Source organism: Aneurinibacillus soli, from assembly GCF_002355375.1.
Taxonomy (GTDB): Bacteria; Bacillota; Bacilli; order Aneurinibacillales; family Aneurinibacillaceae; genus Aneurinibacillus; species Aneurinibacillus soli.
On record NZ_AP017312.1, the window covers coordinates 1,347,178 to 1,369,325 of the forward strand.

The 22,148-nt window shown below is 43.6% G+C and carries 20 protein-coding genes and 1 pseudogene; 20 read left to right on the forward strand and 1 reads right to left on the reverse strand.

Annotation, left to right across the window (positions count from 1 at the left end; translation table 11 throughout):
• The 16 genes and pseudogenes from CB4_RS06785 to CB4_RS06860 all read left to right on the forward strand — a co-directional run bounded on the left by CB4_RS06785 (window position 1) and on the right by CB4_RS06860 (window position 16,618).
• Window positions 1-1,284 (forward strand): normocyte-binding protein, encoded by a 1,284-nt coding sequence (locus CB4_RS06785; protein WP_096467661.1) that lies wholly within the window; start codon window positions 1-3, stop codon window positions 1,282-1,284.
• Window positions 1,275-1,970 (forward strand): iron-dependent peroxidase, encoded by a 696-nt coding sequence (locus CB4_RS06790; protein WP_096464342.1) that lies wholly within the window; start codon window positions 1,275-1,277, stop codon window positions 1,968-1,970. Before CB4_RS06785 ends, CB4_RS06790 begins: the two co-directional genes overlap by 10 nt.
• 19 nt (window positions 1,971-1,989) lie before the next feature.
• Window positions 1,990-4,638, forward strand: a complete 2,649-nt coding sequence (locus CB4_RS06795) for an acetate and sugar kinases/Hsc70/actin family protein (protein ID WP_096464344.1) — start codon at window positions 1,990-1,992, stop codon at window positions 4,636-4,638.
• Window positions 4,639-4,667: 29 nt separating this feature from the next.
• Window positions 4,668-5,441, forward strand: coding sequence for a DNA and RNA helicase (locus CB4_RS06800; RefSeq protein ID WP_096464346.1), 774 nt, complete (start codon window positions 4,668-4,670; stop codon window positions 5,439-5,441).
• Window positions 5,442-5,473: 32 nt separating this feature from the next.
• The gene (locus CB4_RS06805; RefSeq protein ID WP_373681346.1) at window positions 5,474-6,091 is read left to right on the forward strand and encodes a hypothetical protein; all 618 of its coding nucleotides are present in this window, start codon (window positions 5,474-5,476) and stop codon (window positions 6,089-6,091) included.
• Window positions 6,088-7,512, forward strand: coding sequence for a contractile injection system protein, VgrG/Pvc8 family (locus CB4_RS06810; protein WP_096464350.1), 1,425 nt, complete (start codon window positions 6,088-6,090; stop codon window positions 7,510-7,512). Before CB4_RS06805 ends, CB4_RS06810 begins: the two co-directional genes overlap by 4 nt.
• A gap of 29 nt (window positions 7,513-7,541) precedes the next feature.
• On the forward strand, window positions 7,542-8,675 hold the full coding sequence (locus CB4_RS06815) for a pentapeptide repeat-containing protein (protein WP_096464352.1): 1,134 nt from the start codon (window positions 7,542-7,544) through the stop codon (window positions 8,673-8,675).
• A 23-nt stretch (window positions 8,676-8,698) separates the two neighbouring features.
• Window positions 8,699-9,244, forward strand: coding sequence for a serine protease (locus CB4_RS06820; protein ID WP_096464354.1), 546 nt, complete (start codon window positions 8,699-8,701; stop codon window positions 9,242-9,244).
• Window positions 9,244-9,648 carry a DUF4280 domain-containing protein gene (locus tag CB4_RS06825; protein WP_096464356.1) on the forward strand — a complete coding sequence of 135 codons (405 nt, stop codon included), beginning with the start codon at window positions 9,244-9,246 and terminating at the stop codon, window positions 9,646-9,648. Before CB4_RS06820 ends, CB4_RS06825 begins: the two co-directional genes overlap by 1 nt.
• Window positions 9,649-9,690: 42 nt before the next feature.
• On the forward strand, window positions 9,691-11,337 hold the full coding sequence (locus CB4_RS06830; protein ID WP_157737837.1) for a contractile injection system protein, VgrG/Pvc8 family: 1,647 nt from the start codon (window positions 9,691-9,693) through the stop codon (window positions 11,335-11,337).
• On the forward strand, window positions 11,334-12,374 hold the full coding sequence (locus CB4_RS06835) for a hypothetical protein (RefSeq protein WP_096464360.1): 1,041 nt from the start codon (window positions 11,334-11,336) through the stop codon (window positions 12,372-12,374). The genes CB4_RS06830 and CB4_RS06835 overlap by 4 nt, the downstream gene beginning before the upstream one ends.
• A gap of 502 nt (window positions 12,375-12,876) precedes the next feature.
• Complete coding sequence (locus CB4_RS06845) at window positions 12,877-13,182, forward strand: hypothetical protein (RefSeq protein ID WP_096464364.1); 306 nt, start codon at window positions 12,877-12,879, stop codon at window positions 13,180-13,182.
• 215 nt (window positions 13,183-13,397) lie between these two features.
• Window positions 13,398-15,326, forward strand: a pseudogene (locus CB4_RS06850) (molecular chaperone); the annotation flags it as partial.
• 27 nt (window positions 15,327-15,353) lie between these two features.
• Window positions 15,354-16,127 (forward strand): DNA and RNA helicase, encoded by a 774-nt coding sequence (locus CB4_RS06855; RefSeq protein ID WP_096464368.1) that lies wholly within the window; start codon window positions 15,354-15,356, stop codon window positions 16,125-16,127.
• 24 nt (window positions 16,128-16,151) lie between these two features.
• Window positions 16,152-16,292, forward strand: a complete 141-nt coding sequence (locus CB4_RS20860; RefSeq protein ID WP_157737839.1) for a hypothetical protein — start codon at window positions 16,152-16,154, stop codon at window positions 16,290-16,292.
• Window positions 16,292-16,618: a hypothetical protein gene (locus CB4_RS06860; RefSeq protein WP_096464370.1), complete on the forward strand. Its 327-nt coding sequence runs from the start codon at window positions 16,292-16,294 to the stop codon at window positions 16,616-16,618. Before CB4_RS20860 ends, CB4_RS06860 begins: the two co-directional genes overlap by 1 nt.
• Here CB4_RS06860 and CB4_RS06865 read toward each other — a convergent pair whose 3' ends face one another.
• Window positions 16,619-17,758, reverse strand: coding sequence for an IS4 family transposase (locus CB4_RS06865; RefSeq protein WP_096464372.1), 1,140 nt, complete (start codon window positions 17,756-17,758; stop codon window positions 16,619-16,621). It lies immediately after the preceding gene.
• Between the two features lie 140 nt (window positions 17,759-17,898).
• Between CB4_RS06865 and CB4_RS06870 the strand changes: the two genes are divergently transcribed.
• Genes CB4_RS06870 through CB4_RS06885 form a run of 4 tightly spaced genes read left to right on the forward strand, consistent with a single transcriptional unit; the run spans window position 17,899 to window position 22,142 of the window.
• Window positions 17,899-18,972, forward strand: coding sequence for a hypothetical protein (locus CB4_RS06870; protein ID WP_096464374.1), 1,074 nt, complete (start codon window positions 17,899-17,901; stop codon window positions 18,970-18,972).
• Window positions 18,973-18,997: 25 nt separating this feature from the next.
• Complete coding sequence (locus tag CB4_RS06875) at window positions 18,998-20,131, forward strand: pentapeptide repeat-containing protein (RefSeq protein WP_096464376.1); 1,134 nt, start codon at window positions 18,998-19,000, stop codon at window positions 20,129-20,131.
• Between the two features lie 20 nt (window positions 20,132-20,151).
• Complete coding sequence (locus CB4_RS06880) at window positions 20,152-20,703, forward strand: serine protease (protein ID WP_096464378.1); 552 nt, start codon at window positions 20,152-20,154, stop codon at window positions 20,701-20,703.
• Window positions 20,700-22,142 (forward strand): contractile injection system protein, VgrG/Pvc8 family, encoded by a 1,443-nt coding sequence (locus tag CB4_RS06885; RefSeq protein WP_157737841.1) that lies wholly within the window; start codon window positions 20,700-20,702, stop codon window positions 22,140-22,142. Before CB4_RS06880 ends, CB4_RS06885 begins: the two co-directional genes overlap by 4 nt.
• Window positions 22,143-22,148 lie beyond the last annotated feature (6 nt).

The window sequence follows — 22,148 nt, forward strand, 5'->3', positions numbered from 1 at the left end:
ATGAAAGAGATTGTACTTGACCGATTGCAGAAAATCGAAGATCTCGAACAGCGCAAACTATTAAAAAGCATCATGACAGGTGTTTTTTTGCCGCTTGTAGAGTATCAGGAAGAAATGAACCGCAAGCTAGAGGAGCGAGTCTTCCAGGAAATAGCCGAAACCGAGGACCGCTACGACATTTATACAACGGTATGCCCGCGCGATGAGCTCGACCCACTTCATGAATTCTTGTATCCGATGCTTCAGCAAGACCTTGAGAACACGCTACCTGATATCGCAAGCATCCGGGCCGGGCTGAATCAGAGAGAAGAAGTCAAACTGTTGACCGTATTTTTATCATGCGATTTTTTGAAAATGAAAGAGCTTATCGAGCATCCTAGAGTGTTCAGCGGTAAACTCGTGACCACACAGGGGACGCGAAACATTCATGTTCGCCTAAAGCAGAACCGGGCGTACATTCAGGAAATCGAAGCGCTTCATACGATTTTCCAGCGGAATGGAGTTGTGTGGAAAACGATCAACCATCCATACGCCTATAAATTTTTTGATGTGCTGCTGATTAGCTGTGAAGGAGAGATTGCAGAAGAAGAGGAGATTACAGAAATCAGTGTGCATCTGGAAGAATACGAGCCGTACAAAAAGATTGATATAATCCCGCTCTGGAATATTGAGAGGCTCACCTTAAAAAACCTCGGCTTCCCGATCCCGGCCGATGACCGGGTGAATTACGAGCATGTGCTGTCGGTACGCAAAACCGGGACAGCACACGGCTATCTCGTAGACGGAGACGAGACAAACATCCGGTACAGCAAACGCACACCAGAAGAAATCACGATCGTCTCGCCCCGTGAAAAATCCGGTACGTGGGACGTACGCAAAATCACGCAGCCGACCCAGGGCGGAATAAGCGGCAGACAGGCATACGAGCTTCTGTCCAACCAAAAAAGAAAAGACCGTTTCCTCGACGGCTTCGCCAGTAAACAGGCAACCGTAGTCAGAGCCAGAGGAGAGATCATGCGGATCATTCATTCCTTTGAAGCGGCTGACTGCTTCGAGCTGACTCATATCGAGGTCGGAACAATGCCGGATCGAGTTGCGGAAACGTATAACATGAACCTGTTCCTCATCGATTCCATTCGGCTAGAAAGCGAGAAAAAAACAATTCGGCTCCATTTTACAGCGCATACAGCGAATCGCTTCATTCTACACGATATCATGAGCTTTCTTGTATCCGAAGTACAAATGTATTTTCCTGATTACAAGTGTGAAGGGGTATTGTCGTGAACTATATCTGGGAAGCGATCATAAAAGCAGAACAGAACGGAGGCAACCCAAAAGACGTCTGCTTCGCCGTCGCCGACGTGTACTCTCCTTATATGGAAGTAAGTAACGTCATGATCAATACCTGGGTCGTAGAAGAGCGGGTCGAGATCAACCCGTATTATCGCTTCTATGACATCTTCCGGGATGTATTCGATCCGAATAACAACGAACATATGGAACTGCGCCAGCAGCTGTTCGATATTCTCATTCATTTCCTCGCTGATATTGATCGAATGCAAGGGATGAACAAGCGGGAGTACTATAGCAGATTTGTCATTCATGACATGGAGAGTGGAATGTTCGGGGATAGCTGTCGGGAGAAGAGCAAGCTATTCAGCCAGGCTGAGAAGGAAGTTATTTCCGCTAACCTGCTGCGGCTGTATGAAACGGGAGAAGCGTTGCATTTGTTCAAGGATACGGTGCACAAGTTATTCAAGAACTCGATTCTGTACACCAACCAGGAAGGCAAAGATGAATTGCTTCTCTATATCGGTCAGACCGAAACGAGCGTAGCGAGAGACAAGCTGACATTGCTTGAGACAATTTTCCTTCCGCTGCCGTTTCATACAGAGGTGTACTGGGGATATCATTTCGGAATGATTGATGTGGAAGAAACGATGCAAATCGACAGCATCGCATTGTACTGACAGAAAGCAGGAGGGTGCCATGAGCTATTCGTACAAGCTGCATCTGCATAAAAACGGACACAAAGAAGAGCGAAGCACAATACGCTATACGCGAAGTGAGCTGGAGGATATGACGACTTTTCAGCTTCGCAACATTTGTTATAAAGAGAAGTTGGTGAAAGGCTTGACTAACACACTGGACCGGGAAGCGCTCATTCAGACGATTCTGCGGTTCAAAAGCGCGGAGGAAAGTCTGTTAATCGATGAGTTTCAGGAAGGTGGATTCGAGAGAGTAGAAGACGTTCTGCGGCAGTATTTGCAAACCCCGCTGTCTGGGGGCGGAGAAATTAAAATTCCAGCCCGCATGATGATCTATACCGGCTTACGGATCGATCGCCTCGATCAATACCGGGTAGAAGGGGCCGGCAGCCTGACGGATTCGAATGTACTGATCGTTAACGATCATATGGAACTGTGTGGCATCTTGCATCTCGTGCAGGATGAAGTGGATGGCAGCTATTATCTCACAACAAAGAATGAGGTAGAAATTCGCCGGACCACCAACAAAAACTACAGCCTGCTTTTTTTCCGTAAGCAGGATTCGGAGTACATATACCGGGCGTACTACCACGCTTCCCCGATGCCACCTGCTAATCTGCATTACTATAAAATCCCGATTGCCGATCTGGAATTCCGGGAGCTTGAGCAAACAGAGACGGTATTGGCGATTGACTTCGGAACATCCAATACAACAGCTGGAGCCTTTCTCGACAACCACTACGTCTCCATACCATGCAGCAACGATCTGCTCAACGGACGCATTCAGCTTGGTAGCATCAACTTCGTCACGTTTCCTGATCGGACAGGCAAAGACGTGGAATGGATTGAGATTTTGCCGACGGTAGTCGGTATAGCGGATTGTGCCGACCCGCAGCACGTCACGTACCACTTTGGCTATGAAGCGCTGAAATATATGCGGAAAAATGGCTACAGCGGTCATGCCAGTGTATTCCACGGCATCAAGCGATGGGTGAATCGGTACAAGAAAACCGAGGAAGTCATGGACGGACACGGCAACACCGCTTTCGTAAAGCGAAGCGATATCCTGCGGGCATACATGCTGCATGTCATTCAAACGGCGGAGCATCAATTCAAGTGTCGGTTCAAAAATTTACACATTTCAAGTCCAGTCAAGCTGAAAACACAGTTTCTGGACATGTTTACCGACATCCTGCCGGAATACCACATCGAGTCCGCCAGTGCACTCGATGAAGGGATGGCGGTGCTGTTCAATACGATTGCGGCTCAGATTGAGAAAAATCAGTTCCTCGATGGCGAAGAGTATAAGGCCCTTGTCATTGATTGTGGGGGCGGGACAACGGATCTATCATCGTGCCGCTTTCGCATTGAAGATGGACGAATTTCGTATAAGGTCGACATTCACACCAACTACGAAAACGGAGATACGAACTTCGGCGGCAACAACATCACGTACCGGATCATGCAGTTTATGAAAATCATCTTTGCGGAGTACTACAGCACCGGACGGGTACGGATGGACATGGACAGTCTGATTCCCGTGCCGAGTACCGACATTTTCCGGCGTGTGGATGAGTATGGGGTACAGGCGGTATATGAGGCGTTCGATGCTGCTTATGTAGAAGCCGAGAACATCATTCCAACTCGCTTTACCGAATACGAGAATCGGACGCGTGATGAATATCAGCGCGTGAAAAACAACTTCTATTTCCTGTGGGAAATCGCAGAGGAGATGAAAAAAGAGTTCTTCCAAAAGACCGGTATTCTGCGCAACCGCTTCTACGCAGAGAGTGAGCACCGGCGCGAACATGATCTGAAGATTACCCCGGTGGACCGCTGGTTTTTATCCGTCCGGGAGAATGAACGCTTTACAGATCGGTATGAGTGCCCGGATGTTGTGTTTACGATTACGGAAATTAATCAGCTGATTCGATCCGACATTTATGAGATCGTCCGCAAGTTCCTCGAAGGCTTCTATGAGGAAGGAAAGCTTCAGGAATACGCGATCATCAAGCTGACCGGTCAGTCGTGCCGCATCGATGTGTTCCGGGAAGCACTCAAGGAATTCGTACCGGGGCGAAGCATCGAATTCCGACAGAAGGCGGATGACACGGGCAAGGTGCCGGACCTAAAGCTTGCCTGCCTGCGCGGAGCGATCCGGTATGTGAGCGCCCGAAAAGCAGGGGCAATCGAAGCCAGCATCACGAATCATGCCCCGATCGTTCCGTACTCGGTCACTGCGTTCACTCATAATCAGCGAGAGAAGATATTAATCCGAAACCAAGAAATGCTTAGTCAGATTCAGGGTTCAATATCCAGACCTATAGATGTTATGGAGATAGAATTCAATGTCAAAGGAATGGAAGGAAACTTACGACAAAAAAATATATATCAAAATAATATAGAGAATTATATACCTGTGTTATATCAAGATATTAAGAAAAAATACGATGAAAAAATTCTGCAGGATGATACTGACTCTATTGTAAATGGAGAGGTGAAGTTCTTTATTTTTGCGGGAGAAGATAATTGGGGGTTTCATGTAGTACCTATTGCGAGGCAACAGGAGCAATTATATGTAGGAGAGAAAAAATTCTTCGCTTTTGAAAATGATTTGTCTGAATTAGATTACTTCGACGGGTGGAAGTAATATTTCTGTAGAGAGAAGGAGGGATTCCAGTGTTCGTATATCAGTATCCCAACTTTACCAAAGGAAGAATTCTAAAAAAGGAAATGCTAGAGAATTTAAGAGATTATCCACGTACGTTTATTGATCTTCTATTTGAAGGATATTCAGATGGAGTTATCGTCGGGGCACAGATTCAGGTTGAAGGAGATTTTTTAATCATTACAAGTGGAATTATTAAGCATAATGGAAAAATGTATATTCTTGAGAAAGGATATCAGGTCCCTTATTATGCTACCGGTAAAGATTGCATGATAAAAATTCTCTTTAAAGAGGAATCTATCGACGATGATTTCCGATCATGTGCTACGGAAATAGCTTTAGATCAAAACATGGAAATAAAACATAATGAGCAGGAATTAGGAAGATTCAAATTAAAAGTAGGTGCTCGATTGCGTCTAGACTATCGGGACTTGCGTGATTTTTCTACAGAATACAATACGGTGAATACAATCCATGTAGCATATGCTGGATTTGCTAAAAGTACAATAAGTCCTGCCTTATTACGATATTTTGCGATCGAAATGTTTAAAAACAATAGCTCTAATCCGCTCGATCTCATATTTTCCATGCAATGTATGAGCCAGGGAACGGTAGATAAAGATATCATTCTGCATTATATAGCCAATAGATTAGGGATAGAGTATAAAGAACATTCTAACGGACAAATACACAAATATTTAACACTTATTTTAGAAAACGCAAAAGGTGGAACTACAATCCGGTCTGGGAATAGAAATGCTTTTCAAAGGGTTATTGTAGACTGAACTGCTAGAGGAGTGAAAAGCCTGTGGTGTACATGGATGAAAAAATTATTGAATTAATGAGAGAAGTACAAAAAGAAATTAACCAGGCATCAGGAGAAAGTAATGATGATAAAGTTGATGTTCAAAAGCCTTTTATCAAGATTAAGGGTGAAGTCATCCCGTTTGAAGAAAAAAGATTACTGGGAAATTCTCTGAAAATCCATTTACCTAAAGCGTTTTCTATTATGTCACCGAAAATGGCAGCTTTAAAATATCCTTCCGAAAAAAGACCAACCCTTATCTATACTAACGAGGACACTACTATTAATATGGCATTCAATTATACGAAAAGTCAGCTCAAAAATTCAGATGTAGATAGTTTTAAAAATAATATGGTGCAAATTCTAAAAAAAACTCAGCCTCTAGCACGGTGGTTTGATGAAGGGGTAGAAAATATAAATGGGCAGAATGTAGGGTATTGTGACTTCCTAGTTCCATCATTAGACGCTACGATCTATAACCTTTTGTTTTTTACTGATCTTAGGGGAAAAGCATTGTTATGTACGTTTAATTGCTTGGAAGAGGAAATGACCGACTGGAAGCCAATTGCAAAAGGCATTATGGAGTCATTGTATATATGTGCAGAAGAGGAAGGGGAGACGAGTGTATGAGTCTTTCGGTTATTTCGTACAATAACTTGGAGATAAAGCCGTTTCAGCTTGTTAATCTTCAAAAGTTAAAAATAATAAAGAAAATGAATGACCATGCTAGATTGTTCTTCACAGGGATTGTATCTGAAGAATTAAAAGACAGTTATGTAGAAGTGACTGAAGCTCAAACAAATGTTCAGGTGAATTGTATAGATAAAGAAAATAAGAGGATCCCACTCTTTGCAGGAGTCATTATAAATGTTGAAATAAAAGCCGTAAGGGATATTTACTATATAGAAGTAGAAGCGATGTCTCATACCTATTTGCTAGATATTAAGCGTAAAAACCGATCTTTTCAAAATGAAAATATGCCATATTCTGCTTTACTCAAAGAAATTGTTTCGGATTATTCAAATGTGGATGTGGTTGATGAAATAACAGAAGGTGCTAATCTGGGTACATTTACAATTCAATATCAAGAAACGGACTGGGAATTTTTGAGGAGGCTGGCCTCACGTTTCTATACAGGATTAGTTCCAGCAGCTAATTTTAGTTCACCTAAGATTTCTTTTGGAATGCCTCAAAAGGGAAGCAAAGGAGAAATAGATGCTTTTCATTATAGTGCTCGAAAAAAGATGTCAGATTTTCGTTATTCTACAGAAAACTATCTTCAGAATATGGATGAAAATGATTTCATCTATTATGAAGTAGAAACAGATCAAGTATTCGATATAGGAAATCAGGTGACTTTTAAAGAGAAGACCTACGTTGTAAGTGAAGTAGTGACACAAATGGAAAAAGGGTTGCTTAAGCACCAATATACACTTTGTCGTAAACAGGGTACACATCAGAACACTTTATATAACTCGAGGATTACAGGGGTTTCTATTTTAGGAAGAGTGATTGATGTTCAGCGCGATAAACTTAAGGTTCATCTTGAAATTGATAAAGCACAGAGCAAAAGCGAAGCTCATTGGTTTTCCTATTCATCTGTATATACAGCAGAAGGGCATAGTGGATGGTACTGTATGCCGGAGTTAAATGACTTCGTGAACATTTATTTCCCGAGTACTAAGGAAGAGGAAGCAATTGCAATTAACTCGATCCGAAAAGATTCAGAAGTGCGAGGTCATAATAAACTCGGAGATCCGGATGTTAAATATTTTAGAACAGCATTTGGAAAGGAGTTAATGTTCAGCCCTACAGAGATTGTTATAACGGGAAAAGATGGAGAAGTGTTTATAAGATTGAACGAAAAGGATGGAATTCAAATTTTTAGTCAAAAAGATATTAAGATTATAGCTAAAGAAAACATCTCATTAGATTCAGAGAAAAAGATTATTCTTTCTGCCAAAGAATCCATTACATTAACGTGTAAAGAAAGCAAGATTAATATGGATGGTAGCACAAGTATTTTTGGAAAAGAAGTGAAAACAAATTGAGTATCTGATAGTACGGGGAGGGATAATTGTTGACCAAAGAAGAAGTGATACAAAATTTCATAGAGAATGAAGTAGAGCCTGCCATTCTTGAAAATATGTTGGAGCTAGAAGAGTATTTCCAAACAAATAAGGATAGATTACTCGATGGCTTTGTTCGGTCATTTCAGCGTATTTGCATGAAAATAAAAGAAATGCAGTTGCAAAGTCAGAAAGATAAGATCGGGCATATTACTTATTCGATGCTTCGTACAGAAATTCAGGAAGGACGTTATGGATATTTAATTGAAGCATCTGATAGTAGCTGGTTTTTTGATCCTATAGAATGCCAAGATGAATATGATGCCAGCTGGGCCTTTCAATTTTTAGAGAGGCTTGTAGAGTATTTGGAGGAAAAAAGAAGAAATTATATGGGGACTATAACCCGGATGGATATTGAAAAAATAAGAAATAAGGAGGCTGAGAAATACAATCAATATGTAGCCATTCTCGCTCAATATGCTATGCCATACGGTATAGCACTTTTAGAATATAAGGATATTGATAAAGAAGAAGAGGTAGAAGTGCGAGTCGGAGAATATATGGATATTAGTGAAATTGTTTATAAAGAAGATTCGCGAATGAAAGAGGCAACGGAGATTAAAGCATGGCTAGAAGAGAAACTAGAGTATGAATACGCCTATGAAGTTTTTCGAAATTTGGATTTATCAAAAGGTAATTACGAAGGAATTGATTTGCGATATGCGGATGTGGAACAAAGTAACGTATCAAACAGTAAGCTGAGCGAATGTGTATTACTAGGTACAAAATTTATGGAAACCAATCTTTGGGAAACAGATTTTAGTCGAAGTTTCATTAGTGGTGCGAATTTTCGGAACAGTGATCTTAGGGGAGCTATATTTCATGAAGTCGAAGGATCAAGCGGATTGTTCGATCCTTCTTCCTGGGAAATGCCTGGGTTCCTATCAGTAAATTTTGAAGGGGCAAATCTTGAAGGAGCGGACTTTAAGAATGCGAACTTGAAAGGAGCTGTATTTGTAGAAGCTAATCTTGCCTATACGAATTTTACGGGTGCCAATCTGGAGCATGCTATTTTTTCACGAGCTGATCTAGGGAGGGTCAAACTGGACGATCGCCAGATGGATAGTGTTATTTGGAAGTTATAAGTTATATAGAAAAGAGGGGAAACATGAACTACTTTATCATGATGCAGGATGACAGAATCTCAAATGCTATAGAGCCTGTTGGTGTATCAGAAGTGATTTCAGCAGAAAAAGTGGTTGATGAACAAATCTATAAGATCGATAAATTAAATCTTCAATTTCCGGTAAGGGAGAAAGAAGTGGTTGAGTATGTAGACTTTATACAAAGACCGGTTTCTCTATTATCTGATAAGTTGAAACAATTGATTGAGAAATATGTTCCTGATATATATACCAAATCTGTTGTATTAGTGGACATCAACCGTGTAAGACAGGACCTATATTGGCTAGTCGTACCACCGCGAATTAAATGTTTGTCTCATCAAAGTGAATTTCACAAGGATGGAACCGTAAAAAAACTAGTGATTGATGAAAAAAAAGTAGCGTCCTACAAGGTGTTTAAAATAGATGGAATCATGGAGGAGTACACCGTAATTAGTCTGGATGTAGCAGAAAGCTTGCTTCGTCGGGACTTTATGGGAATTCGATTGAAAAAAATTGAAAAGCAAAGTATGCAGAAAGAGGTTATTTGATGAATGTCGATCTGTTCGATAATGGCGGGGAAGGACAAAGTTACGTAGTAGCAGGAGCAGTATTGGCTTGTAGTTATGGAAATATGAAAAGTCAACTAAACACACCGCATAGTCACGGAGTGTACATCAGAGGAAAAGCACAGATGAACATTATGGATTATAAGCCTGCGGTTCATATCATGCCTTTTGGGACATGCGGAAGTATGGCGAATCCGGCAGTAGCGGCAGCTACTGCTGCTAATAACGGAATTCTCACGAGGATGCCCTGCACACCAGTGATTACAATGCCTTGGATTAATGGGAAATCCAATGTCTTGATTGAGAAATCTCCTGCACTTCTCAATATATGCACAAACCATTGTATGTATAGTGGTGTAATTACAATTGAGAAGGATGGTCAGTAAAAAAGATCGAAGTCTGATCGTACCGAAGAAGGGATGATGTACGTGGAGTATACTTTGAGCAGCTATGGCACGATTCAGTTCATATCTCCTTACGAAATACAAACGTTACATGAAATCAAACTGATTCAAACGATTAACGATCATGCAAAACTCTCCTTTACAGGCATAATTGCGGAAGAAAAGCAGGATTGCTGTATCGAGGAGGCAAGGAGTTCGCATACCATCACACTTCATCAAATAGAAGATGGAAACATAGTACGGACACTTTTTAATGGCATCATTTCTCAAGTTGAGAGTAAGGTCGTGCGAGACATCTATTATATCACGATAGAGGCTATTTCTCATACTTATCAAATGGATGTTAGGAAAAAAAGTCGTTCTTTCCAAAATAAAAATATGCTGTATACAAAATTAATTGAAGCGATAACCGAACCATATCCGGGCTCAGACTATATCGATACAGTCTCAGAAGGTTCGAAAATAAACACATGCATGATTCAATACAACGAAACAGATTGGGGATTTCTCAAACGAATGGCCTCCCATTTTGGAGCGGTATTGATTGCAGCGGCAGCCTCCGAAAAACCTAAATTCTGGTTCGGTATGGCGGAAGGAAGAACCGGACAGCTATTTGAACATCCTTACACGGTGAAAAAATCTTTTCCTCTGTATAGGAAAGCAATAGAAAATAACGAGGCTGATGATCCAGAGCTAAACGATTATATTTGTTATGAGGTAGAGACTACAACGTTTTTTACTGTAGGAGATCGAGTTACTTATAAGGAAAAGCAACTGGTTATTATTCGGGTTGTCACTGCCATAAACAACGGAGTTTTAACGCATACCTATACGTTGATGCCGGAAAAAGGGAGTAGACAAACGAGGATCTGGAATGATTTGATCTCTGGTTCCTTCCTAGAAGGACGCGTGCTAGAAGTTAACAAGGACACTGCGAAGCTTCATTTACAGATAGACGAAAAGCAGGATGTATCCACAGCCTACAGCTTTCCCTATGCTACTTTTTATACGGCAGAGGGGCATAGTGGATGGTACTGCATGCCCGAGATTGGAGATAACGTCAGGCTTTATTTTCCGACAAATCGCGAAGAGAAAGCAGTTGTCATGAATGCTGTTCGGAAAGAATCGGACTCACCAAAGATGGACCATCCAGAAAAAAAGTACTGGGGTACCCCGCATGAAAAAGAAATATTGCTTGCACCGGAAGAAATGGTTATAACGGTTAGTGATAAGCAGGGGAAAAGCAGTCTGGTTACGATACATGAAGAGGATGGGATTGAGATTCGTAGTGATCATCCGATTGTAGTGACTTCCAAAAAGAACATAGAGGTTCAGCAAGCAGAAACCATTCATCTAGAAGCTGGTGAAGCGATTTATTTAGTATGCGGAGCCAGTAGTATCGTGATGGATGGAAATACGGATATGCAAGGTACTACAGTAGAAATGGAAGGACTGTTAAAACCTCCTGTCGTAGTAAGCGAGCGGGAGGAAGAGCAGCTTGCATCAGAAGAATGGGATGCAGAAGCGATCGAACTTGCCCAGAATCTAGATGGTATGCTTCCCAGTAATTTTGACACCATAGAGCTTTTAAAAAGGCAAGAGATGTCTTCTTTCCTCACTGCTAGCATTCCTTTTGTAGGAAAAGCAGGGAGGGCTGATCGTAAGGTATGAGTCTTGTAAATTTGGCATGCGATGCATATAGAGTATATAGAATAGGAAAACCGATTGTAACATCAAAGGTAGCCAAGCGATCGTATTCAAAAGCAAGGAAGAACTATGAGAAGAAATTAAAGAAAACAAAAAAGGGACGAGAACAATTAAAAAAACTTAAGGCTCAGGAGAAGGCTTTTAAAAAAACAGTAGATGCATTTATGCAGCCTTTAGGTAAGGCAGTGACTCTTTCTAGAAGAGTAGCCAATAATTTGCCATTTGTCCAAACGATTCGTAATTTAAAAGCAAGTATGAAGGCGGAGGTGATTAAATCTTCAAAAACAAGAACCGGACTTGTACAAAAAGGAGATAAAGAGTATCTAAGCATTTCAGATTATAATAGAATAGTAAAGATATCTAAAGAATATCAATTAGCAAAATCTCAAGGAGCTTCACCAGAAAAATTATGGAGTATAAAAAGTAAGGCAGAGGTAATTAGGAGCGCCTATCAAGTTGAGTCAGTTATCAAACCCAATGGTTCCGCTATCACAGTACCACGTAGTGATAGAGGGATGAATGAAGGAATTAAATCTCCTGAATCATTGGAAGATCCGGTAGAGTACATAGGAATAGGAGCAGCTAAGATTGGTGTGAATGTTCTCAAATGGGTCGGAAAAAAGGCAGCGGGGAAGATAGGGAAGAAGATAGTGGAGGGTGAAGCGAAGGAGAAAGCTAGTGAATACGCTTCGAGTGCGGCGCAATATCAAAGGCTTAAGGGCTCCCTTGCTAAAGAAGAGATTCAAAGCGTAATAAAAACTACAGAACATGGTGCAGAAAGATTAATGAGTAGGGGGTTTAGCCCGTCAGATATTAGTGCCTTAAAATTGTCACCAAGTAAAGTCTTAACTCAATCTGATGGTGCGAGTGTGTATATCAAGGATATTGGAGCAGGAAAATTCAACGTAATTGTAGAAAGTGAAAACGGAGTTGTAACAGCATTAAAAAATATAAGTGAGAATTCTTTAAATAAATTATCCCGGAACTATGGATGGAAATGAGGTGTAAATCCATGAGCAATCAGACTTATCAGTGTTGCTTTTGTAACGAAAATATTGAATCAAATAAAATCGACATAACAGCACTTATTGTTATATCGAACTGGGACAAGAATCAAGATGAACAGCAAGAGCAACAATTATTCTGTCATATGGAATGTTTACGAAGTAAATTGGGGGATAATGTGCCTTTGTACATCGCAGACATTTTCGATTAATGTAAGGTTTCTCTGATGGGCTACCCAGTACCGAATGAATCCACTATTCAACCAATAACACATATAACCCATACAAAAATGTAGATCGGGTTTACATTGTGACAGCAGGATCGTACAATACAACCAACAAACCAAACACTAAATAACTTGACAATAAACTTGATAAACTTTCAAAGGCTTATTCCAACTTAAACGGTGAGGAGGAATGAGCCTTTTTTGCATGCCAAAAATCAAAGGAGGAAAAGAAACATGGCAAAACAAGTCAAGCAGTAGAGGAAACACTGGGCTTGATTGCACAGGCACAAGCAGAGTATGAGGCAATCGTAGACGAAGTAAGAGGACACTGTCAGAAAGCACGAGAGTTACGGCAACAGGCGGACGAGTTGAGATGCTCTGGCAGTACCAATCCACAAGTAGCAACAGAGATAAGCAAGCTATTAGAACAGGCTGAGTATTATAACCATCTAGCAGATCAGAAGGATGGACACCCTAGACTGGAAATACTTCGCCGCATAGATAGTATATCGGGAAAACGGGATTCAAGTACCATCTTCATATTCGGGAATATTGGAAACAGCGTGGCTTTGAGATGATAGAAGCGGCTCCGATTCGATTGATGGAGAAATCACATCGTTGAAGTAAAGGTTTACGAAATCATTTAATGGATAGACTACGTTTCTTGAATGAATCGAACATGGGAATTACATATTATTTTTGGATGAAGAAGCTGCAACCACCCTAACCGAGTACGTAGCACTCGGTTAGGGTTTCTTTTTGCCTAGATTTTTTGTGGGATTTTTCTAGCGAAGCCTTTCTCGAAAACCACTACGTCTCCACACCGTGCAGCAACGATCTGCTCAACGGACGCATTCAGCTTGGCAGCATCAACTTCGTCACATTTCCTGACCGGACAGGCAAAGATGTGGAATGGATTGAGATTTTGCCGACGGTAGTCGGCGTAGCGGATTGTGCCGACCCGCAGCACGTCACGTACCACTTTGGCTATGAAGCGCTGAAATATATGCGGAAAAATGGCTACAGCGGTCATGCTAGTGTATTCCACGGCATCAAGCGATGGGTGAATCGATATCAGAAAACCGAGGAAGTCATGGACGGACATGGTAACACCACCTTCGTAAAGCGAAGCGACATCCTGCGGGCGTATATGCTACATGTCATTCAAACGGCGGAGCATCAATTCAAGTGTCGGTTCAAAAATTTACACATTTCAAGTCCAGTCAAGCTGAAAACACAGTTTCTGGACATGTTTACCGACATCCTGCCGGAATACCACATCGAGTCCGCCAGTGCACTCGATGAAGGGATGGCGGTGCTGTTCAATACGATTGCGGCTCAGATTGAGAAAAATCAGTTCCTCGATGGCGAAGAGTATAAGGCCCTTGTCATTGATTGTGGGAGCGGGACAACGGACCTGTCATCGTGCCGCTTTCGCATTGAGGATGGACGAATTTCGTATAAGATCGACATTCACACCAATTATGAAAACGGAGATACGAACTTCGGCGGCAACAACATCACGTACCGGATCATGCAGTTTATGAAAATCATCTTTGCGGAGTACTACAGCACTGGCCGGGTACGGACGGACATGGACAGTCTGATTCCTGTGCCGAGTACCGACATTTTCCGGCATGTGGATGAGTGTGGGGTACAGGCGGTATATGAAGCGTTCGATGCTGCCTACGGAGAAGCAGAGAACATCATTCCGACTCGTTTTACCGAATACGAGAATCGGACACGAGATGAATACCAGCGCGTGAAAAATAACTTCTATTTCCTGTGGGAAATCGCAGAAGAGATGAAAAAAGAGTTCTTCCAAAAGACAGGGATTTTACGCAACCGCTTCTACGCAGAGAGTGAGCACCGGCGTGAACATGATTTGAAGATTACCCCGGTAGATCGCTGGTTTTTATCCGTCCGGGAGAATGGACGCTTTACGGATCGGTATGAGTGCCCGGATGTTGTGTTTACGATTACGGAAATTAATCAGCTGATTCGGGCCGACATTTATGAGATCGTTCGCAAGTTCCTCGAAGGCTTCTATGAGGAAGGGAAGCTTCAGGAATACGCGATCATCAAGCTGACCGGCCAGTCGTGCCGCATTGATGTGTTCCGGGAAGCACTCAAGGAATTCGTACCGGGGCGAAGCATCGAATTCCGGCAGAAGGCGGATGACACGGGCAAGGTGCCGGACTTGAAGCTCGCTTGCCTGCGCGGAGCGATCCGGTATGTGAGCGCCCGAAAAGCAGGGGCAATCGAAGCCAGCATCACGAATCATGCCCCGCTCGTTCCGTATTCGGTGACTGCCTTTACTCATAACCAGCGAGAGAAAGTACTCATCCAGAACCACGAGAAGCTCAGTCAAGTTCAGGGTTTCATCTCCCGCCCGATCAGTGTATCCGAAGTCGAGCTGTATGTGAATGGAAGCGACGGACAGAGGCGGTATCCGTATACGTACCGGAATCGATCGGAAGATTATCGAGCGGTACAGTACGAAGATATCGCGGCGATGTATGGGTCGAACATTCCGCAGGAGGATACGGACTCGATTGGAAACGGAGAGGTCCGCTTCTTCGTGTTCGCCAGACCGGATCACTGGGGCTTCCACGTTGTCCCCGTATCCCGGCAGAATGAGCAGCTATATATCGGAAAGAAAGCGTTCGTCGCATTTGAGGCAGACTTGTCCGAGCTTGATTACTTTGATGGATGGAAGTAACGGGTACACATGGAAAGGAGGAGACGTATGTTTACCTGCCGCTATCCGACCTTTGCGAAAGGAAGGATTCTCAAAAGAGATATGCTGGAAAATCTACGGGATTACCCACGCGGTTTTCTGGATCAATATTTCCAGGCTCATTCGGACGGCATTCTCGCCGGAGCGGATATGGAGGTGGAAGGCGACACATTGATCGTCAGATCGGGCATCATCCGGCACGATGGAAGAGTGTATATGCTTGAAGAACCGTGCTTCCTTCCCTATCAGGCGACGGAGACAGAAACGATCGTGAAAATCCGCTTTAAACCAGCGGACATACAAAGTGATTTCACTGTATATGAGACCGAACTGTTTTTGGATGCGAACACGCACATTCGCTCAGATGAACGAGAACTGGGGCGCTTCAAGTTAAAAGTCGGAGCCCGGCTGCGTCAGGATTACCAGAACTTTTATGATTTTGCCACAGAATATAACACGGTCAATCGAATTCATGTCGCATACGCCGGGCGGGGCGAGAGCACGTTTAACCCGATGATTTTGCGATATTTTGCGGGGGAGATGCTTCAAAGCGGCGGTCTGAATCCGTATGATGTGGCGTTTGCGATGGCATGTATGAATGGGACACTTGTGGACCGAGAGCTGATCCTGCATTATCTGACGAATCGTCTAGAAACCGAGTATCGGGAATATACGAATGAGCAGATCTATAAGCAGTTGGGACGGATTCTTGAAGACGTAAAACATGGAGGACGATCACGAATCACGGGAAAAAGTCGTTTGCAACGGATGATTGTCGACTAAACCAATGCAAGGAGGGGAAAGCACGTGGAATATATGGATGAAAAAATTATTCAGATGATGAATGAAATCAAACGGAATCAAAAGCAACAGCAACAGGTTGTAGAAAACGGTGGGGAGCCAGATGAAGCGAAAACAGCGTGCAAGGAGAAGGGGGATGATGATTGATGACTCTTTCTGTTACGGCGTACCATAACCTCCACATCGCTCCGTATCAGCTGGTTAGCTTGCAACACGTGCGGATCACGAAACAAATCAATGAGCATACACGATTGTACTTTACCGCCATTGTACCGGAGGAGGGGAAAGACGACTACATCAAGATGACGGAAGCACAAACAAAAGTGGAGGTCAGCCATCTCGATGAGAAAGGCAAGAAAACCCTTCTATTTACGGGAATGATCTTGAATCTTGAGATAAAAATGGTCCGTGATATTTACTATATGGAAGTAGAAGCGGTATCGCATACGTATATCCTGGATCAGGCCTGTTGATTAACCAATTTTAGACAAACTACTTCCTTGTATGAGTAGAGATTCACTTACTACTGTATGAATTGCAATCATCCATTCGACCTGAAGGCTCTCAAACCGTAAAAGACGTGCAAACTGAATAAAAGATAGCATAGCGAAACGTGAAACCATCGGTTTCGCCTTCTCATAGATCCACTTTATCAAAACATAGGTAATTAAAGCCGTATACAATTGACCGTATACAGCATTTTTAGTGGTACCAAACAATACTGGTACATTTACGTGTTGCTTAATCCAGCGGAAAAACGTTTCGATTTGCCATCTGGCTTTATAAATCTCCGCAATTTTTTCGGCAGATAGGTCTCTTCGATCCGTTACGACTCGAATCTCATTCCCTTCATCATCTGTAAAAAATATAACACGATGCCGCTCTTGAGAACGACACTGAGAAGTGCCGAGATAGCACGTACTGTCTTTGATTACAGAGGATGCAGTAGAGGAGCAGCGTCGAAGAGATCGTGGTGTATCGATTGTGACATTTTCTTTGATTCGAATGACGAAAGACTGCTTATCTTTCAGGTATTGATCAAACCGTTCGATTTTTCCGTACGCTCTGTCGGCAACAAGAAGAAAAGAAGGGTTCGCTAGTTGATCTAAGAATGGACTGTCATGTTTACTTCCTATCGATTCGATTACGTGAACAGGCGTTTCCTGATCGGGATCAAAAGCCACATGTAGCTTGATGCCTGCACGTTTTCCATGATAAAGAGCCCAAGGAAGTCGTGGTTTTCCTACGGTAATGGTAGTGGAATCAACGAGTAAAAGTTTTTTGGGGATCGCCAACTTACGTCTTGTAGCACGGTTACATTTGGACACAAGATGATGAAATAACTTTTTAAATACAGTATAGGGAACATCACTTGCTTTTTTAGAAAAAGTGGAATAGTTAGCGGACGGAAGTCCGCAAGACGATGAGCGATCCGCTCCGTAACGAAATCCTTCCCATTCTTCGAATGCGGCCATGGCCCAGTAATGAAGTAACGTAGAAGTTGTGAATTTCCTTGCTTTTTCCTCGTATTCAACGTCCTGTACCACAGATTGAATCTCCTCTTCTGATAACAGTGTTTGAACAATTGTAGTGAACGTGGTAGACTTTTTCATGAGGTCGCCTCTTTCTGAATCGGTTTGGTGGTACAAACGATTCTACTGAAAAGGCGACCTTTTTTCTACCTTTTATTAGCTAATCAACAGGCTTGATCCTGGATATTAAACGGAAAAGCCGCTCCTTCCAGGATGCGAACATGAAGTATGCGGAGTTGCTTAAGGAGGTAACATCTGCGTACTCCGGGGCTGATGTAGTAGATATGATCTCGAAGGGTTCCCCTATTAAAAAATTTACGATGCAGTACGAAGAGACGGATTGGCAATTCTTAAAAAGAATGGCCTCTCGTTTCCATACCGGATTGATTCCAGCGGCTGTGTTTGATAAGCCCAAGTTTAGCTTTGGCGTTCCAGAAGGAGAGTACAAAGGGAAAATCGATGACTTCCATTATCGTGTCCGAAAGAAAATAGCAGATTTCCGAAGCTTTTCTGAGAATGATCCTAAAAAGATAGAAGAACGGGATTTCGTGTATTACGAGGTGGAAACCGATACGGTTCTCGATATTGGGAACGAGGTGGATTTCAAGGGAAAAAGACTGTTCGTTTGTGAAGCCCATACACAAATGGAAAATAGCTTGTTGAAACATCAATATGTGCTGTGCCCAAAAGAAGGCATGAGTCAGAAAACAATGTATCACGAAGGAATCGTGGGTCTTACGCTCGAGGGGAAAGTAATTGACGTAGCCGCGGATACGGTTAAAGTGCACCTTGAAATCGATAAAAAACAAGGCGTTGAAAAAGCGCACTGGTTCCCGTATTCCTCGATGTATACCGCCGAAGGGCATAGCGGGTGGTATTGCATGCCAGAGCTACACGATTCGGTACACCTGTATTTTCCGAGCCATAAAGAGGAAGAGTGCGTGGCGATCAATTCCATACGAAAAGATGCGACGGTTACAGGAGAAAACAAGCTAGGAAATCCAAGCCATAAGTATTTCAGAACGGCAGACGGAAAAGAAATCAGGCTAAGCCCGGATGAAATTGTGATCACCGCAAAAGACGGGGAAACCTTTATCAGATTGCATGAAAAAGAAGGCATTGAAGTCTACAGCAAAAAGAACATCCAGATTATCTCCGACGACACGATTACGATGAGTGCACAAAAGAAGATGATTCTTTCTGCGAAGGGAGAAATCTCGATCACGTGCAAGGAAAGTAAGATCAAAATGGACGGTACGACGACTATTACGGGGAAAAAGCTGAAAACAAATTAATGACTGTGGAGGAGGGGGAGAGGGAATGAAGAAAGAAGAGGCCCTCCAGCATTTTAGAGAAAATCATGTACATCCTACCTTCCATGCGACCATCGTAGCCCTCGAACAGTATGCGCAGACACATCGAGACGAGCTTGTTCAGGATTTTCTTCCGTCATTTCAGCAACTATGTCGCACAATCAAGCAGAAACAAGCAGCGGGAGAGAAAGGGGAAATTGGGTATATCACGTACTCGATGCTACGCACCGAGATTCTTGAGGGACGGCATCGATATCTAGTAGAAGCAACGGACAATCGATGGTTTTTGGATGATCATGTGTGTAAGGCTGAATATGATGCGAGCTGGGCCTTTCGTTTTTTGGATGAGTTTGAAAGGTCGCTTGAGCAAGCCAGGAAAGTATACATGGATGTGATCACACCGGCGGACCTTGAAACAATCAAGCTGCAAGAAGCGTTGAACTATCACCAGTATGTCATCCGTTTCATTCGCTATGCGATGCTACAGGCGATAACTCTTCCCGAATACATCGAGATAGAGAAAGCGGAAGAAATTGAGATTAGAGTGGGCGAATACTTCGATCGAAGTGAGATTGTATACAAAGAAGATACGCGCGAGAAGGAAGCTTCCGAAATTGCGGAATGGCTGGAAGAAAAGGAGCCCCATGTCTATTCCTATGAGGTATTTACACAGTTGGATTTATCTCATGGTAAGTATGACGGCATCGACCTGCGTTATGCCAATCTGATGCAGAGCAAACTGTCTCACTCTGCGCTACGTACCTGCATCCTTGTGGGAACGAACTTTGAATCGTGTCAATTGGAAGGCGTCGATATGAGCTATAGCGTACTGTATGAGGCTAGCTTTCGTCAGAGCAATCTGACAGGAGCGATCCTTTGGGATGTTCAGGGAGCAGCCGGATGGCTGGATGATTCCATCTGGACCATGCCGGGCTTTGCCGGGGTGACGTTTGCCGGGGCCAATTTAACCGGAACTGATTTTCGCGGGGCGAATCTGGCAGGAGCGATTTTTACCGGAGCCATTCTCTCTGGCACAATCTTCGAGGGCGCGAATTTGGATCAGGCCGTGTTTTCGATGAAAGATAGGGAAATGATCGATCTTACAAATGCACAGCGAGAGTTGATCATTTGGGAATCTTGAGTGGCGGGAGTAGTGGAAGGATGAACTTTTTTATTTTATCGCAGGATACACAAGTTTCCCAGGCAGTCGAGCCGCTGGGTGTCTCTCAGGCCATCACATGGGCACAGCTAGTAATGGCGCAAACCGAGGGGAAAAAAGAGCTACCTTTACAGTTTTACATTCGGGAGAATCCTTTGGTTGAGTATGTCGATTTCATTGAGCGTCCCGTTCCTCTTCTAGCGGATTGGATCAAAGAATTGATGAAAAAGTATGAACCTGCTCTGTATACGAGAATTGCGGTGCTAACAGACGTGAAGCGGAAGCGACAAGATTTGTATTGGATACTCGTACCGCCTCGAATTGCCTGCCTATCGGATCAGACGGAGTTTCATCAGGATGGCACGTTGAAACGACTGGTTATCGCGGACGAACAGGCAGCGGGACATCCCGTTTTTATGATAGACGGAATCAAAGAGCCGTATGTATGCGTCAATCTAGCCGTAGCGGAGAGCTTGTTGCGAAGAAGCTGTACGGGAATTCGCTTCCAAAAAATCGAAACGGAACGAATACGAAGGAAGGAGGGAGCGAGATGAAAGAAAAGGAGACAAGCGTAACGTATGGAAACATCCAGCTGGTATCGCCTTATGACATGAAAAGCCTACATCAGCTCCGCATAATCCGAGAGGTGAACGATCATGCCCGTTTCCAGATTACCGGGATCATCCCGGAAGAAAAAGTAGATTCGTATATCGAACGAGCCAGCTCGACCGATACCATCGAATTGAACCAGCTACAAGGGAAACAGGTAGTACGACCGTTGTTTCGCGGGATCGTGTCTACGATCGAAATCCAGACGGTCAGAGGGGTGTACATGATTCAAATCGAAGCGCTCTCTCATACATATCAGTTGGATACGAAACGGAAACAAAAATCCTTTCAGAACAAAAACATGCGATATACGGAGATGATCGAGACCATCCTGGCGCGTTATCCCGGATCGGACTATATTGATACGGCTTCCCACTCCGCCAAGTTAGAAACGTGCATCATCCAGTACAGAGAAACAGACTGGAGCTTTCTCAAGCGAATGGCGTCCCACTTTGGAACGGTTCTGATCCCGGATGCCACGGCGAAGACCCCGAAATTTTGGTTTGGAGTGGCAGAGGGACGACCTCGAAATCTTGAGAATCCCTGGTATCAGGTACAAAAGACGCTTGCGGCGTACCGACAGGTGACAGAAAACCATGATCCTGACCTTCAGGAAACGGATTGTACCACCTATACGATTGAAACGACTGAATATTTGAATATCGGGGATGAGCTGAGCTATAACGGGGCCCATTTACGTGTTTCGCATGCCATCGCTACCCTGAAGCAGGGCATTCTTCAGTATACGTACACACTTACACCGGAAAAGGGATGGTATCGACCGAGAGAAGTACACCCCCACATAGCAGGAGTCTCTATCGAGGGAAAGGCGCTCGAAGTGGCAGGGGATCAGGTGAAGCTGCATCTTTGCATCGATCCGAAACAAAAGAAAGAAGAGGCGTGCTGGTTTCCGTACACCACTCCGTATACAGCGGAAGGACACAGCGGCTGGTATTGTATGCCAGAGGTTGGAGATACGGTGAGCCTATACATGCCGAATGGTCGAGAAGAAGAGGCCGTGGTTCGAGGTGCGCTCCGAAAAAAGAAGCCTGCTTCGATCCAGAACCCGGCTGTAAAGCGGTGGGGCACCCCGTTTGGAAAGAACGTGAAAGTAGACGCGACCGAGATGGTATTTACCGCTACCAAAACGGAACAAGCCCCGATCTTTCTTAAGCTGAATGCAGGGAACGGGATCGGCATGCAGAGCGAGGAGCCGATCCACGTGACGTCGAATAAAAGCATCGAAATCATGGCGGGAAACGCACTGAGGATGACGGCACAGGAAGCGGTCTACATGCGATGTGGGGCAAGCAGTATCGTGATGGATGGGATCACGGATATCCAAAGTCCATCACTTACCATGGGAGGAACGGTGAGGGGATAAACATAC